The following is a 14921-nucleotide window of genomic DNA, read 5'->3' as shown; positions in this document are numbered from 1 at the left end:
ATGTGAAAAGAAATCATATAAAGCAATTATTTATTATTATCAAAATTTATTTTATTATGTAATATTTAGGAAATTATTTTATTTTTCTTACCCTCAAATTATCTGAGCAATCAAGTAAAAGCGCATGCATATTTTTTCTAAAAATAGGATGCATTTCCTCAGGAAAACTCTCATATAAAGGTTCAAGAACAAATCGCCGAAGATGAAGCAAGGGGTGAGGAATAATTAAATCGGGACTTTGAAAAATCATTTGATCATAGAAAAGTATATCTATATCTATGGTACGATTTTGATAATTTCCATTGATACTTTTATGCTTTCTACCGCAACTATGTTCGATTTCCAATATATTTCTTAGCAGAGTTATCGGAGAAAGATGAGTATTTAATAACACCAATTGATTCCAAAAAACAGGACATTCTTTTCCCATGCCCCAGGGCTCGCTCTCATGAGCATCGGATAAAAAACCAACCTCTCCAAGCCGATCGGCTATATAATGTAGCGACAATTTCAAATGAGCCGCTTTATCGCCTTGATTGCTTCCTTGCATTAAAAAAACCTGAGCCATAAGCACTTTTTGTGTAGACATGATAATATCCTTACGCTAAATTCGCTAACTTTATCACTTAAAAATAATTCTTATTTTAATACATCTGTGAAAAGCATTCTTAAAACCGCTCTGGGCACCTTATTGGGTCTATTTATTTTTTTTCTATGCATTACCGGGATTCTGTTCATCGCAATTTTCACGGTGCTGCCTGAAAAAAATCAAAGAATTGAAAAAACAAAAAGCGTACTTCAATTTAAAACGAACTTTACGATCGTAGAAGGCGCCAATGAACTGGAACCTGCCTTAAGTCACCCTGTTTCTTTAACAAATATTCGTCTCTTCACTCTTATAGAAGCGATTAAAAAAGCTAAAATCGATCCCAAGATAAAAGGGATCAGCTGGGAAGCAGAAAACCTATCAGGGGGTCTGAGTCAATTAAAAGACTTACGCGATGTACTCTGTGATTTCAAAAAATCAGGAAAATTCATCTATGCCTACGGACAAAACTTCTCTCAAAAGGCTTATTACCTAGCTTCTGTAGCCGATATTTTATTTCTAAATCCTTTTGGAAACATAGATATTAAAGGTCTGGTCACAGAGAGGTTTTATTATAAAAATCTTTCTGAAAAACTTGGCATAGAATTCAGTTTTTTTAAAGAAGGTAAATATAAATCCGCTATAGAAACTTACACTCAGACTCAAATGAGCAAGGAAGATCAGCAACAAACCAAACAATTGTTGGGGTCTTTATGGAACACGCTCTTGACCGATTTCAGCGCCTCAAGACGGCTCGGAGCGGAAAAAGTCGATCAAATCACCGATGAACTTTTAGGGAGTACTGCTGAGAGCGCTCAGGGAAATCACCTAGTAGATCATCTGGCGCATTATGATGAATTCATTAAATCCCTTGCGCAAAAGCTCGATCTCTCTGCAAAAGAATCGGTTAATTTCATACCCGTTGCAGATTACCTGCAAGAGCGCAAAGAAAAATCAGGTGACACAATTGCTGTTCTCTACGCTTCAGGCACCTTACTCAAAGGAAGCGGCGCTCAAAACATACAGGATGATTATTATATGAAAATGATCGATCAGATCAAAAAAGAATCCTCTATAAAAGCCGTGGTTATTAGAATAAACTCACCTGGAGGAGATGCCTTCGCCTCAGAAAACCTACAGCGAGCCTTGTTGAAATTGAAAGATAAAAAACCGCTGATAGCTTCTCTAGGTGATTATGCTGCTTCAGGGGGTTATTATATTACAACGGCAGCAGACTACATCTTTGCCTCGCCGGTAAGTGTTACCGGATCTATCGGCGTATTTGGATTGATACCAAATCTGAAAAAATTAAGTGACAAAATAGGTTTTACCACCGATAAAGTAGGCACACACACAAACAGCCTGGGCATTTCGTCAACAGGTGAGTTAAGTCGAGCTTATGAAGTAGTTTTTCGGAAAAATATCCACAATATATACAATACCTTTATAAAAAGGGTATCAACCGGAAGGAAAATTCCTGTAGAACAGGTAGAAAAAATTGCTCAGGGACGCGTTTGGTCAGGAAAAGACGCTTTAAATAAAAAACTTATAGACCAGCTCGGAACACTTGATGAAGCGGTGAAATTCGCAGCGCAAAAGGCCGATCTGACTCGTTATACGCTTGTAGATTTCCCTAAAAAAGATCCCTGGATCAGTCTTTTAAAAGATATCTACAAAAATCCTGGTGTAGATTCCAGTATCTACTGGGAAAAATTGTTCGTCAAAAAATATCCTGAGCTTTTTTATGAGATCTCTGCCTTATTATTTTCAGATTCCCTGCAGATGCGACTTCCTTTTAAGATAAGTTTCTAAAAAGTCAATAGTTATATATTATTTTTTATGTATTGCTCTTTCTTGCTTTTTATGCTCTTAATTAGATATTTTTGTGAAAAACGCTTTAACTTCAACTAAAGAAAACTTATTATATGGGATTCTTCGATTTTGTCAGCAGGCTCTTCACAAAAGATATCGCTATCGACTTAGGAACGGCCAACACACTTATTATTCATGAAGACAAAGTTGCTTTAGATTCTCCCTCTATTATAGCTATAGATACCCGAACGAAAAAGATATTAGCTGTAGGTGAGAAAGCCAAGCAAATGCAAGGAAAGACCCACCCTGACATCAAAACGATACGTCCTTTAAAAGATGGAGTCATAGCAGATTTTGAAGCTTCAGAGTTTATGATCCGCGAGTTCATCAAGAAAATATCGGGTATTAAAGGAAGTTTTTTTACTCCGGCGCTCAGAATGGTCATTTGTATTCCTTCAGGTATTACTGAGGTGGAAAAAAGAGCCGTGAAAGATTCCGCACAGCATGTAAATGCCAAAGAGGTATACCTGATCTACGAACCTATGGCCGCGGCCATAGGATGTGGAATAGATGTGACCAAGCCTCAGGGAAGCATGGTGATCGACATCGGAGGGGGCACCTCTGAAATCGCCGTCATCGCGCTGGGCGGTATTGTATGCTACAAATCAGTTAAAATCGCAGGGGATGTTTTTACAAACGATATCTCTTATTATATACGCACTAAACACAATTTATACGTAGGTGAGCGCATGGCCGAAAATATTAAGATTGAAGTAGGTTCTGCAATAGAAGAACTCGAACATCTTCCCGAGGACACAGCCGTGCAGGGCCGTGATCTGATCACCGGACGTCCTAAGCAAATTAATGTCTGCTATAAAGAAATAGCGCAGGCCCTGGATAAATCGATCCTGAGAATTGAGGATGCCGTTATGGAAACTCTTTCGCAAACCCCACCGGAACTGGCCGCGGATATCTATAATACGGGTATCTACATGGCCGGAGGAGGGGCTATGTTACGGGGTCTGGGTCAGCGACTTTCAAAGAAAACAGGTCTTCCCGTTTATCTTGCAGAAGATCCTCTTCGAGCGGTAGTGCGAGGAACGGGAGTTGCTTTAAAAAATATCCAAAAATTCAATTTTTTGATGAAATAAATTGTATTGCAAAAACTTTTTCATGCGTGAAATATTTGACTTTTTTTTAAAACGACTCTTTTTTCTTTGTTTTATTTTTCTCGAAGCCTTCGCTTTTTTTCTCCTCTTCGCAAAAAATGATTTTCATCGCTCCATCTACAAGGGATCTTCACTTTTTATCGTGGGAAAAATATATCAAATCCGTTCAGAAATCAAAGATTATTTCTCCCTAAAACAAGTGAATGAACAACTCGCGCAAGAAAATGCTTCCTTAAAAAATGCTTTGGAAATTTCCAAAAATCCTCTAAAAACACCTGAACAAGAGATTGAAGACCCCGTTTACGAGCAAAAATATACTTACATACCCGCTCGTATCATTGGAAATAGTTTGCATGAAAAGAAAAATTTTCTCACTCTCGATAAAGGTACTCTTGACGGCATTGAGCCTGATATGGGAGTTCTGCTTCCCAATGGCATAGGCGGGGTAATCATAAGCGTTTCAAAACATTTCAGCACTGTCCGGTCTTTATTAAATCCTCAGACTAAGATCAATGCCCGCCTTAAAAGAAATAAGTATTTCGGCACCCTGATCTGGCATGGCCAGGACCACCGCATAGCTCTACTGGAAGATATTCCTAAGTATGTAAGTATCCTAAGGGGAGATATTGTAGAGACCGACGGGAAGTCAGCCATTTTTCCTCAAGGGATTTATCTTGGAAAAGTGAAAGATTATCAGTTAGATGCTGAAAATGGCAATTATAAAATAAGGGTAGAGCTCGCTACAGATTTTGCCGCATCGGATCGGGTTTACGTGGTAAAAAATCTTCTTAAGAAAGAGAGAGAAGATCTAAAAAAAGAAACCTTGCAAAAAGAATCAGAGCCATAAACAGAACATCATGAGAAGTTTTCTTTCTGACCTTTCTTTTTTGGCTTTATTATGTCTGTTACAGGTAAGTTTGTTTAATCATATCGATTTTCTGGGCTACATTAATCCTTATATCTATATACTTTTTGTACTGGTGTATCTACCTCAAGGTAATAAATTTCATTTATTATTTTTAGCTTTTCTCTTAGGATGGTCCATCGACCATTTTATGAATACCGGAGGCTTGCATGCCTCTTCCCTTACCTTTGTAGCCTATTTTCGTCTGAATATTTTAAGATTCATAGCTGGAAAAAACATTCTTAACGAGAGAGATTTTTCTATTTATGAACTCTCGTTTGCCAAACGGTTTTCTTTCGTTTTTTTTATGGTGTTACTGCATACACATATACTTTTCTCTCTTGAATTTATGGAGATTTCTAATCTTAAAAAAGCGTTCCCGAATGTGCTTTTCAACGCGCTTTTTACAGGTTTTCTTTGCCTTGTGTATCTTTCCATTACTAAAAAACCTTATAAAGGGTGAAAAAGCTGCATGTTTTTTATTTATTGCTGTTGGCAACAGGAATAATTCTTACCTCCAGGCTTTTTTATCTTCAACTCTATTCAAGGGAATATGTTTTTCATGCTGTTAATACCTCTATTAAGAATGAAATCATCATACCCAACAGAGGGTATATATTTGATAGGAATAAAAATCTCCTGGTATTTAATCAGCCTGTATATGAGCTCACTATAACGCCCAACAAAATAGAAAATTCTTTCGACAGAGCAGGATTTATTCAATTAACAGGTATTGATGAAAATACCTTTCTGGAAAAACTAGAAAAAGCTAAAGCTTACGCCCCATACCTACCTTCAAGCTTTTTGACCTATATCGACAGAGATGATTTTGCACGCATCCAGGAAAAACTTCACAGATATAAAGGTTTTGAATGGGTCAGACGGTCCTTGAGAGATTATAAGGTCAAGAGCTCAGCCAAACTCTTCGGTTATATCGGCGAGGTTTCCCCAAAACAGCTAAAAATAGAATCTGACTATTACGAGCCTGGAGATTTCGTGGGTATTTCGGGAGTAGAGAAATCTTATGAAAAAGTACTTCGGGGCGAAAAAGGGGTAAATCATATGTTAGTAGATCATAAAGGACGCGTCACAGGACCTTACCGTGAAGGTAAAGAAGATAAGAAAGCCAAAAGCGGATCTGATATCTATTTAACCATTGACTGGTCATTACAGGAATACGCGGAAAAGCTGATGTACAAAAAAAAAGGAAGTGTTGTAGCTATCGATCCTAAAACAGGCGAAATCTTAGCTTTGGTTTCCACTCCAGTATTAGATCCTCACCTTCTTGCAGGAAAAGACCGTTCTAAAGAAATCTCTCGTCTTTATAAAGACACCATCAATCGGCCTTTATTTAATAGAGCTACCGATGGGCTTTATCCTCCGGGTTCTCCTTTTAAGATCCTTACAGAGCTCGCCGCTCTTCAAATGGGAACGGTAGATGTTTCTGCTAATTTTGTTTGTCAGCACGGTTTTAGCTACGGCAATAAAAAGATGAAATGCCATTGTGGCATTTACGGGCGTCCAAAAGACCTGGAAACGGCGGTAGAGCGTTCATGTAATAGCTACTTTGCGCAAGTATATATACAAGCTTTGGGTAAGAACTCAGGAATTTCGGCAAGAAATCTGGATCAATGGAGTGAAATTATTCAAAGCTTTGGGTTGGGGCGATTTCTAAATAATGATTTGGATACAGGCCAGAAGGGTCGTATTCCCAGTGGGCATTATTATGATAAACAGTATGGCGCCAAGAGGTGGAACGCATTAACAACCCTTTCCAACAGCATAGGTCAGGGTGAGATCAGCACTACGCCTCTGCAACTGGCTAATGTGATGGCGGCTGTGGCTAATAAAGGTTTTTTTTACACCCCTCATATTGTAAAAACCATAGGAGGCTTGCCTATAAAAGATGCTCGATATACGAAACCTAAATATACCAAGGTCGAGGCACGATATTTTGAATCGGTGATCCGGGGCATGGAAAAGGTTTTCCTCCCTAGAGGAACAGCTTCGGAATTTCAGGTACCCGGTATCAGAATGGCAGGAAAAACAGGTACGTCGGAAAATTTTATCAGAGTAAAAAACAAAAGAATTTCACTGCCGGATCATTCCATATTCACCCTATTTGCCCCTGTGGAAAATTCTCAGATTGCCATTGCCGTAATGATCGAAAATGGCAGCTGGGGCTCAAAATGGGCCGGCCCAATTGCAAGCCTGGTGGCAGAAAAATATATCGCAAGCGAAGTAAAAAGAAAGAGTTTGGAAGGTCGTATGATGAATAATGGCCTGCAGAGGATATATGATTATATCACGACGAGACATTCTGAAAAAAAATAAAAATTAATGAGCACGCGGAAAAAGACCCTGCTGGGGCACCTTGACTGGTGGATCATCGTAATGTATCTGACGCTAGCGATTTTTGGATGGATCAATATCTATTCGGTATCGGAGGAAAAAGCTGAAAAACAATTTTTTTGGATCTTAATGAGCTCTTTTTTAATATTTTTACTTCTCTTGCTCCGGCCTGTAGATTATAAAAATGGCTCCTATGTATTCTATTTCCTTACTCTGTTACTACTCATAGGGGTTTTGTTTCTTGGAAAAACTATCAATGGATCAAAATCCTGGTATAGCCTCGGGCCTGTCGGCTTTCAGCCGGCTGAGCTCTCAAAAATCTCTATATCCCTAGCGCTGGGCAACATTCTAAGCGTGAGCGATACGCGTATAAAAGATCAAAAAACGTTTTTAATGATCGTGGGCATTCTTGGTCTTCCCATTGCGCTAATTCTTTTACAGCCGGATCCGGGCTCTATTTTGGTGTTTTTTTCTTTTATACTCATGCTTTATCGCGAAGGTATGTCATGGCGTGTACTGCTGAGCATAGCTTTTTTTATTTTTTTATTTTTGCTGGCGCTTAACTTTTCTTCCTGGATCATTATCGGAAGTCTGCTCTTAATTTTTTTACTCTACCTTTATTTACTTCCCAAAAAAGGTTTAAGGTACTGGATGGAATCCACTTTGGCATTTATAGCGGTATGCGTTTTTGTGTTACTCTCGCCTTTGATTTTTCAAAAATTTTTAAAGCAACATCACCGCGACCGCATAGAGATACTTTTTAAAAATGAGTTTGATAAGGAATATCGATTGGACAGAGGCTATAATCTTCTCTACTCGAAAACCGCTATAGGTTCAGGAGAATTGCTTGGAAAAGGTTTTCGAAAAGGAAGTATTACTAGGGGTAAATTCGTTCCTGAGCAACATACCGATTATATTTTCTGCACTGTAGGTGAAGAATGGGGATTTGTAGGAAGCACAGTAATATTAATAGTCTACCTGCTGTTTATCGGACGCATTTATTTATTGGCTGAAAGACAGAAAGAAGCTTTTTCACGAGTGTTTGGCTACTGCGTGGGCAGTATTTTTCTTTTGCACGTTATTATCAATTTAGGCATGGTCATGGGGATCATGCCTACTGTAGGAATACCACTGCCATTTTTCAGCTACGGAGGGTCTTCCTTATGGTGTTTTACTGCCTTATTATTTATATTTGTACGCCTGAATGCTTCAGATCGCAGCAGTCTTATTTGATATCCTTAAGGATTTCCCCTAATTGGTTTTCTATAGCGAATATTTTATTTCGGGCATCAAGTAAAAAAGGTGGGTGTAGCCGTAATTCCGTAAGAGAGCGTGGCAGGGGAGTGAAAACCTTTATCATCGAAGTGATTATGCTATTTTCTTTTCTTTAAAAAAACTCGAAACGGTTTTTTTCTTTTATCCATAGAAAGACCTATGAGTGTTACGTCTTTTTTTTTGCAATTCTTCATATCGTTGATTGATAAGAGGTAATTCTTTCTGACAGTTTGAACACCAGGAAGCTGAAAACATTAATAGTTTATAAAGAGTTTTTATTTGAGAGAGTTTTTCAAATTTCCCATAGACAGCCTATTTAAAATCAATATCGGGAACTATTTTTATCAGATTGTACCTATTTATATGTTTGTATTTTTCCCTTTAATTCAGGAAAAGCTTCACAAATCATGCTTTCTACTTTCTTGATAAAACAAACGAGCTGCTCTTTCATATCATAGGTTTTGAAGATGTCCAGGAAACCCAATAACATTTTTTGATCTCCGTTGGGTATTACTATCTACATCACTTAATAAAGCGTCGATAATCTTTATTAAGATATTTATTGTTTTTCTTAGGTGAGCTGTGAATAACATTTCCCATACCGATATGAGCTTGTAGTAAAAATATAAATTTACCTGAGTCCTCAAGATACATCGGATCGTTTTTAAAACGTTCAGCGATAAAGTCCCTATATTCCTAGGTTTTCTGTGTTTCCCGGGCGGAAATATTCTTTTTCATCTCTTTTAAAAAAGCATCCAAGTCTATCTACATTATATTCAAAACAGAGATGATCTTTGAGGTGTCAAAGGGCGGCACTCGAGAGTTCATTCATTTGACTCTTGACCAAAGCGTAAAAAGCATCTTCTGGGAAATAAAGCTCTAAGAGATAAGATAAAATTTTTAACCTGGATCTATTTTTCTCATGGGCGACGAGCTAGTCTAACTCCTGATTGTCAGAAAATAATTGAAAAACCTGCTCATCATCAAATTCCATTAAGAGTATTCTCTCATAAGAGATGAGAATCTTTTGCGCAAAACTCCTTTGAGAATTCGTGATAAATTCTATAAGAGTTTCCGTTTTATAAACATCATATTTTTAGTGTTACCAAATCTGTCGGCATAACCGTTTATTTTTCCTTCTATGGTAAATTACGCGAGCGCTAAAAAAGGCGCTAAAAAAAAGTATAAAGATCACAGAGATAGATTTTCATAAGATAAATAATAGATAAAATGATTACAGCGTTTATCAAACCTGCTTAAATAGTTTTAAAAAACCCATCTGTGGATGGGTTTTTTAAAACTATTTATATTCAATATATATCTTTTTTACTTTTAAGTTTCTTTAGTAATAAGGCAGAAACCAAAGATCCGATTATCAAAGTTAGCGCCGATAATAAAAGTATGTATTGATTAATAGGGACCTCGTTGGGTCACTCTTCTTCACATTCAAATCTAACACAAGTGCCTTCTAATTTAACGATAAAATAAGCGAAAAGCAAAAATATAGAGAACACAAATTTATTTATTTTCATAATGCTTCTTTTAATTATTACCTAATGTTAGCTTTTTCAATAACTTTTCCCTCTTTAGATTCTATTTGAACTATATATGAAGAGGTTTCAAGTAGCGGGAGGTTTATGTCCTATTCTTCGCCGTTAATAGAAATGAAATTATTATAATATATATTATATTCAGGACTATCCACCATGGGATTAATAACTCTGATTACAGATTTATTGGGAATATCCCTATTTTCTCTACTTAAAGAGGCGATATTGAAAGAAATTGTGTGTTGATTTTTCTGTAAACACTGTCTCCCTGATAAGGGAGCTGATAAGAAGAGTTTCTAGTTCTGTAAGATGTCCTCCAACAATGCACGTTGAGATCAGGACTGCCAAAACTCAAAGCATAGCGATTCTCCTGTGCGGTATTACTTGCTTTCGGAAACTCTAAAAGCTTTTTATTAAGACTTAATCCTTCTACTTTATTATCATTTTGATCCACAATGAAAAATTCCATAGCTCCAGTAGTGGATTCCGTAATCGTAATATCTTCTTTTTTATGGATTCTTGACCTCTTGTGAGTCTAAATTTCACAGGACATATTTAGGAACCAAATTGATATAAAGAAACCCATCAGGTTAATTTTCATTTAAAGTTCCTACATCATTACATATAAATTTATTTCTGTTAGGTTTTAGGGCTAATATATTAGGTATTTTACCTTCAGGTAGATAGAAGCATATACATAAAATCCCCCTTCGCTAAATAGTTGAAGTTTTATGTCATCAGGATCGGGCATAGAATCATTAGTTGTATCACTGAAAGAGCGCCGCTCATCTCCAAACACTTTACTACTATCATCGATATAGTAGCCATATATCTTTTAGAGTTTATGGTGGTCATTTTTTTCTTGTCTTTATAGACTGAAGTAATATATACTCCGCAGATTTGATCGAAATTTTTCGCTTTTCGAAGATCGATATTGGAAAGGTAGGTATTGGGCATGGGATAGAGATGAATTCTCCATTAATTTTTATTGCTTGATTCGCTGTCGAAAGGACCTTCAAAAATTTTTATTCCTCTCTGCCATTTTTTACCACAGCTACATATGCTAGAGTCTTAGGCAAGGGATCATACTGTACGCTAATCGAAATACTTTTTTATGAGAGGAGTTGAAAATTAAGGATTAAAGCACGCAACATACCAAGCTTATCAGAAGCCGGTACCTCATTTGAGATCTTTGAAATTTGGATTCCTAGTATTTGCCACGATATCCCACACACCAAGTTTTTCATTTCTTAAAGGCCGATTGGAGTTGTCACCTCTATAAATTCTAATCGACCTAGATGAAGTGAAGGGCAATCCCATAGAATTTGATACCGAATCTGTACTTCTTTCAATAAGAACCAATCCATCCACATTATAGCCCGACTTCATAATAAATTTCCTATAATCATATTCTCTGTTATCGCGGAGTATAAAATTGTTTTCTCCGGCGTTTTTAAACGAGCCGTCCAATTCAATATTTCCGTAACTATCTAATTTACCCGTAGCGGCAATTTCTAATTCGCCCTCAGCATAGAGTAGTATCTTGCTTTGAACGAATGTCAGTTCCGTCTCCTACGAACAAGCCCTTTAGCAAAGAGTTCGTCCAGAACTAAAAGGATGACGGGGATAAAAAAGGTTTTTCATAATATATAGCATTTAATATAAAGTAAAAAGTATAAAACTTTTTAATAAAATACAATATTTTCATGTATTATATATATAAATATATGCTTTATAAATATATAAGTATTATAAAATAATTATAATTATTTTGATATTTTTTTTGAATAAAAAATGCTAAAAGAAGCCTTTGTATCAAAGAATGTATGAAAATACAGTATTATGAAGCCTTTTTATACCCAGTGGACTTTTCCTTACGATTTAATTGATCTTCCACGATAATTTCATCGATTTTCAAAAGGTTTTGAGTCTTTTGAATATTGAACATAAAATCACTAAAAATTTTTTCGCAAATTCCTCGCAATCCCCTTGCACCAAGGCCGATGATGAGGGCTTTTTTTACGATTTTATCTATAGCTTTATCGGTGACTTCCAGGGAAATATTATCCATTTCGAAAAGTCTTTTGTATTGTTTGATCAGGGCATTTTTAGGCTCGGTCATAATTCTGTGGAGTGCTTTTTCATCTAAAGAATGCATATGGCTGATCACCGGAAGTCTTCCTATCAATTCGGGAATTAAACCGAAAGCACGAATATCTGTAGGGCTAACATATTGCAAAATCTCCTCTTGTTCCACCACGGAACGTAAGGTATTCTGATAGCCGATAGCCGATAAGTTGAGACGGTTATTGATAATACGTTCCAGGCCATCAAAAGCTCCTCCGGCGATAAATAATATATTGCGTGTGTCTATAGAGATCATTTTCTGATCGGGATGTTTGCGCCCTCCCTGCGGAGGAACACTTACTATAGAGCCCTCAAGAATTTTCAGAAGCGCCTGCTGAACTCCCTCTCCCGAAACATCTCTCGTGATAGAGGGGTTGTCGCTTTTACGCGCAATCTTATCGATTTCATCTATAAACACTATACCGCGCTCAGCAGCCGCCACGTTATAATCAGCCGCTTGCAGCAAGCGCGTCAATATGCTTTCAACATCTTCTCCCACATAGCCCGCTTCAGTAAGAATTGTCGCGTCAACTATAGTAAAAGGAACTTGTAAAAAACGCGAAATACTGCGCGCTAAAAGCGTCTTTCCGGTTCCTGTAGGACCAATAATAAGCACATTTGATTTCTCAAGCTCTACTTCTTCCTCTTTATCTGATAGGTAATGAGACAGTCTCTTGTAATGATTATACACCGCTACGGATAAAATCTTTTTTGCTTCATCCTGAGCGATAATGTATTGATCGAGAAAATCTTTAAGCTCCCTGGGACTTTTAAGCCCGGAAAAATCCTGAGAAAGCACTTCTTTTTTTTGATGAAATTCCTCATGGATCATCTGATGGGCTTGTTCCACACATTGAGCGCATATATGTCCCTCCAAACCTGTCAAAAGCAAACCTGCCTCACTTTTTAAACGAGCGCAAAATATACACTTAGCTTCTTTTTTCATGGCTTATAATTACTATTTATATAATGACTTAATTATAGTTTTAATTAAAAAGGGAAAGAATTCCATGAATAATTTTTAAGAAAATAAAATGAAAGAAAAACATAAAGAATTTTCGGAAATTATTCTCATAAAAACTAGAGTGGTTTTGATTTTTTATTTTCCTTGCCTTCCATTTTTCGAACCAATACCTCATCGATCATTCCATAACTTTTGGCTTCATCTGAAGTCATCCAATAATCTCTGTCAGAATCGTTTTCTACTTTTTTCATAGTTTGACCCGAATGGATAGAGATAATTTGATAAAGTTCTTTTTTTAGTTTTAAAATTTCTCGTGCGGTGATCTCTATATCAGAAGCTTGTCCATGGATCCCTCCAAGAGGTTGATGAATCATCACACGCGAGTGTTTAAGGCCTGAGCGTTTACCTTTAGCCCCCGCGCAAAGCAAAACTGCACCCATAGAGGCTGCCATGCCTGTGCATATGGTAGCCACATCGGGTTTAAGAATCTGCATGGTATCATAAATTCCTAAACCGGCATAGACACTCCCCCCGGGAGAGTTGATATAAATCTGTATGTCCTTGTTGGAATCCACCGATTGCAAGAATAAAAGCTGCGCCTGAACGATATTGGCCACTTGATCATCAATAGACGTACCCAAAAAAATGATGCGATCCATCATCAAACGCGAAAAAACGTCCATCTGGACCACATTCAATTTACGCTCTTCCATGATATACGGAGTCATTGAGGTGATATAATGGTCGAGCGCAAGACTACTTATCAACTGATGCTTTAGAGCGTATTTTTTGAATTCTTCCTTATTAAACATACTATTTTAACTTATCTAATTTACCACGCTATATTCCAGAGGTCTTCAATGCTGATGCCCTTGAAGGATCTCGAGGAAATTGGGCCAGGAAATATTTTTATTTTTTAATGGCAAACGAGCTTTCAAGGCTTCTGTCAAGCGCTCTTTAAAAAGACGTTCATAAATCTGAAGAGCTTCTTTTTGACTCTGTAAGATTTGCTCAGCAAATTGATCCGCGGCAGCCTTATCAATAGCGTTTTTACCTCTCTGAGCATGCGCTAACGAAAGCGCGAAAGCTTTCACCTCCTCAGGGTTAATGTTTATTTGCAGTTGCTGTGCCAGTTTACTTTCAAGCAATTGATGACGCAAAGCCTTCTCAGCCTGCTCATATTCCTGCAAGAACTCATTTTCTGGAGGCACCTCTTTTTGGGACTGTTTCATCGATCGCCGTAAAAAAGCGGAAGGCAAATCAAAGTGTATACGATCAGACAAGTGATCGAAAATCAAATGCAGAAAAAATCTCTCGGACTCAGCCTTATAAGATTGTGAAAGGCTTTCTTTAATCTTCTCACGAAATTCTTCTAAAGACCTTACCTTACCTGTGGTGCCTAATGTTTTGTCGAAAAGCTCTTGATCCAGGTCAGCCGGCTGAATTTCAAAGATTTGTTCTATGGTAAAATATGCCTGAAAATGCACAAGCTGCGATCCTCGATCAAAACGCCTCCACTGCTCATCATCTGGAAACAACTCGGAAGTATTCACTTGAATACGATCACCAACTTTAGACTGGAAGAACTTAGCAAGGGTCTCTTTCGGAAGATCTTTGAGGGTAAACGTATATTTTTTCCCTTCGTTTTCTCTGGAATCAAGGGGGTCTATCTTACCGTGAATATAATCCTCTTGATTTACAAATTCTTTAGGTAAGAACTTTCCAAAACGACGTCGTAGTTCTTGTATTTGCTCCTCTATCTCTTCTTCTTTGACGTGAATATGATAATAATCAACAGCTATTTCATCTAAGTTTATGTCAAACTCGGGCGCAAAGCCTAAGTCAAACGCAAGGGAGAACTCTTTTGCCTGTAGGTCTATAAAATTTTCTTCTTTAGGTAAGGGGGTTCCCAGAATTTGCAGACCTTCTTTAGTGATATATTCATTAAGACCTTGCTCGATCAAACGCTGGATTTCTTTATTAACTAAAGCTCTGTAATATTGCTTACGTATGACTCCAAGAGGTACCTGTCCTTTTCTAAAACCGGGCAGTTGGGCCTTTTTTCTATAATTGCGAAGGTTTTCTTCTACTTTATCTTTATAATCTGTTTCGCTGAGCGATACGGTCAATACTGCATTGAGCTGATCCAACTGCTGTCGGTTAATGTTCATGCTTATCTCTT

The 14921-nt window shown here is 37.3% G+C and carries 14 protein-coding genes; 6 read left to right on the top strand and 8 right to left on the bottom strand.

The window, feature by feature from the left end:
- Nucleotides 1-73 precede the first annotated feature (73 nt).
- Nucleotides 74-589: a 2-amino-4-hydroxy-6-hydroxymethyldihydropteridine diphosphokinase gene (gene folK / locus CS842_RS01105; protein WP_103326941.1), complete on the bottom strand. Its 516-nt coding sequence runs from the start codon at nt 587-589 to the stop codon at nt 74-76.
- A 66-nt stretch (nt 590-655) separates the two neighbouring features.
- On the opposite strand from folK, the gene sppA reads away from it, so the two are divergent.
- From sppA to rodA, 6 genes are all read left to right on the top strand, one after another.
- Complete coding sequence (gene sppA, locus CS842_RS01100; protein WP_195909814.1) at nt 656-2398, top strand: signal peptide peptidase SppA; 1743 nt, start codon at nt 656-658, stop codon at nt 2396-2398.
- A 113-nt stretch (nt 2399-2511) separates the two neighbouring features.
- The gene (locus CS842_RS01095) at nt 2512-3549 is read left to right on the top strand and encodes a rod shape-determining protein (protein ID WP_103326937.1); all 1038 of its coding nucleotides are present in this window, start codon (nt 2512-2514) and stop codon (nt 3547-3549) included.
- A 22-nt stretch (nt 3550-3571) separates the two neighbouring features.
- Complete coding sequence (gene mreC, locus CS842_RS01090; protein WP_103326935.1) at nt 3572-4414, top strand: rod shape-determining protein MreC; 843 nt, start codon at nt 3572-3574, stop codon at nt 4412-4414.
- A 10-nt stretch (nt 4415-4424) separates the two neighbouring features.
- The gene (locus tag CS842_RS01085) at nt 4425-4934 is read left to right on the top strand and encodes a hypothetical protein (RefSeq protein WP_103326933.1); all 510 of its coding nucleotides are present in this window, start codon (nt 4425-4427) and stop codon (nt 4932-4934) included.
- Entirely contained in the window at nt 4931-6805 is a 1875-nt protein-coding gene (gene mrdA, locus CS842_RS01080) for a penicillin-binding protein 2 (protein WP_103326931.1), read from the top strand. Before CS842_RS01085 ends, mrdA begins: the two co-directional genes overlap by 4 nt.
- A 6-nt stretch (nt 6806-6811) precedes the next feature.
- Nucleotides 6812-8056 (top strand): rod shape-determining protein RodA, encoded by a 1245-nt coding sequence (rodA, locus tag CS842_RS01075; RefSeq protein ID WP_103326929.1) that lies wholly within the window; start codon nt 6812-6814, stop codon nt 8054-8056.
- Here the strand turns inward: rodA and CS842_RS07380 are convergent.
- The 7 genes from CS842_RS07380 to tig form a co-directional block, all read right to left on the bottom strand.
- A complete protein-coding gene (locus CS842_RS07380) occupies nt 8049-8183 on the bottom strand; it encodes a hypothetical protein (RefSeq protein WP_265614236.1) in 135 nt (44 codons plus the stop codon). The two genes, rodA and CS842_RS07380, sit on opposite strands and share 8 nt — an antisense overlap.
- 437 nt (nt 8184-8620) lie before the next feature.
- The gene (locus CS842_RS07375) at nt 8621-8752 is read right to left on the bottom strand and encodes a hypothetical protein (RefSeq protein WP_265614237.1); all 132 of its coding nucleotides are present in this window, start codon (nt 8750-8752) and stop codon (nt 8621-8623) included.
- Nucleotides 8753-9859: 1107 nt separating this feature from the next.
- A complete protein-coding gene (locus CS842_RS01065) occupies nt 9860-10117 on the bottom strand; it encodes a hypothetical protein (RefSeq protein WP_103326925.1) in 258 nt (85 codons plus the stop codon).
- A 260-nt stretch (nt 10118-10377) separates the two neighbouring features.
- Nucleotides 10378-10605, bottom strand: coding sequence for a hypothetical protein (locus CS842_RS01060; RefSeq protein ID WP_103326923.1), 228 nt, complete (start codon nt 10603-10605; stop codon nt 10378-10380).
- 883 nt (nt 10606-11488) lie between these two features.
- Nucleotides 11489-12721, bottom strand: a complete 1233-nt coding sequence (clpX, locus tag CS842_RS01050) for an ATP-dependent Clp protease ATP-binding subunit ClpX (RefSeq protein ID WP_103326919.1) — start codon at nt 12719-12721, stop codon at nt 11489-11491.
- A gap of 134 nt (nt 12722-12855) precedes the next feature.
- Nucleotides 12856-13551, bottom strand: coding sequence for an ATP-dependent Clp endopeptidase proteolytic subunit ClpP (gene clpP, locus CS842_RS01045; RefSeq protein ID WP_103326917.1), 696 nt, complete (start codon nt 13549-13551; stop codon nt 12856-12858).
- A gap of 45 nt (nt 13552-13596) precedes the next feature.
- Nucleotides 13597-14910, bottom strand: coding sequence for a trigger factor (gene tig / locus CS842_RS01040; RefSeq protein ID WP_103326915.1), 1314 nt, complete (start codon nt 14908-14910; stop codon nt 13597-13599).
- Nucleotides 14911-14921 lie beyond the last annotated feature (11 nt).

The sequence above is a fragment of the Bacteroidetes bacterium endosymbiont of Geopemphigus sp. genome, assembly GCF_002904345.1.
In the GTDB taxonomy this organism is placed as follows: domain Bacteria; phylum Bacteroidota; class Bacteroidia; order Flavobacteriales; family Blattabacteriaceae; genus GSPS2-BC2016.
Note: the sequence above shows the minus strand (reverse complement) of the source record. Positions and strands in the feature narration are given on the sequence as shown.

What these genes read in the sequence shown, in the direction of transcription:
- folK (WP_103326941.1), bottom strand. Translation starts at nt 589, where the DNA reads ATGTCTACACAAAAAGTGCTTATGGCTCAGGTTTTTTTAATGCAAGGA.
- CS842_RS01095 (WP_103326937.1), top strand. Translation starts at nt 2,512, where the DNA reads ATGGGATTCTTCGATTTTGTCAGCAGGCTCTTCACAAAAGATATCGCT.
- mreC (WP_103326935.1), top strand. Translation starts at nt 3,572, where the DNA reads ATGCGTGAAATATTTGACTTTTTTTTAAAACGACTCTTTTTTCTTTGT.
- CS842_RS01085 (WP_103326933.1), top strand. Translation starts at nt 4,425, where the DNA reads ATGAGAAGTTTTCTTTCTGACCTTTCTTTTTTGGCTTTATTATGTCTG.
- rodA (WP_103326929.1), top strand. Translation starts at nt 6,812, where the DNA reads ATGAGCACGCGGAAAAAGACCCTGCTGGGGCACCTTGACTGGTGGATC.
- CS842_RS07380 (WP_265614236.1), bottom strand. Translation starts at nt 8,183, where the DNA reads ATGATAAAGGTTTTCACTCCCCTGCCACGCTCTCTTACGGAATTACGG.
- CS842_RS07375 (WP_265614237.1), bottom strand. Translation starts at nt 8,752, where the DNA reads ATGTATCTTGAGGACTCAGGTAAATTTATATTTTTACTACAAGCTCAT.
- CS842_RS01065 (WP_103326925.1), bottom strand. Translation starts at nt 10,117, where the DNA reads ATGGAATTTTTCATTGTGGATCAAAATGATAATAAAGTAGAAGGATTA.
- CS842_RS01060 (WP_103326923.1), bottom strand. Translation starts at nt 10,605, where the DNA reads ATGCCCAATACCTACCTTTCCAATATCGATCTTCGAAAAGCGAAAAAT.
- clpX (WP_103326919.1), bottom strand. Translation starts at nt 12,721, where the DNA reads ATGAAAAAAGAAGCTAAGTGTATATTTTGCGCTCGTTTAAAAAGTGAG.
- clpP (WP_103326917.1), bottom strand. Translation starts at nt 13,551, where the DNA reads ATGTTTAATAAGGAAGAATTCAAAAAATACGCTCTAAAGCATCAGTTG.
- tig (WP_103326915.1), bottom strand. Translation starts at nt 14,910, where the DNA reads ATGAACATTAACCGACAGCAGTTGGATCAGCTCAATGCAGTATTGACC.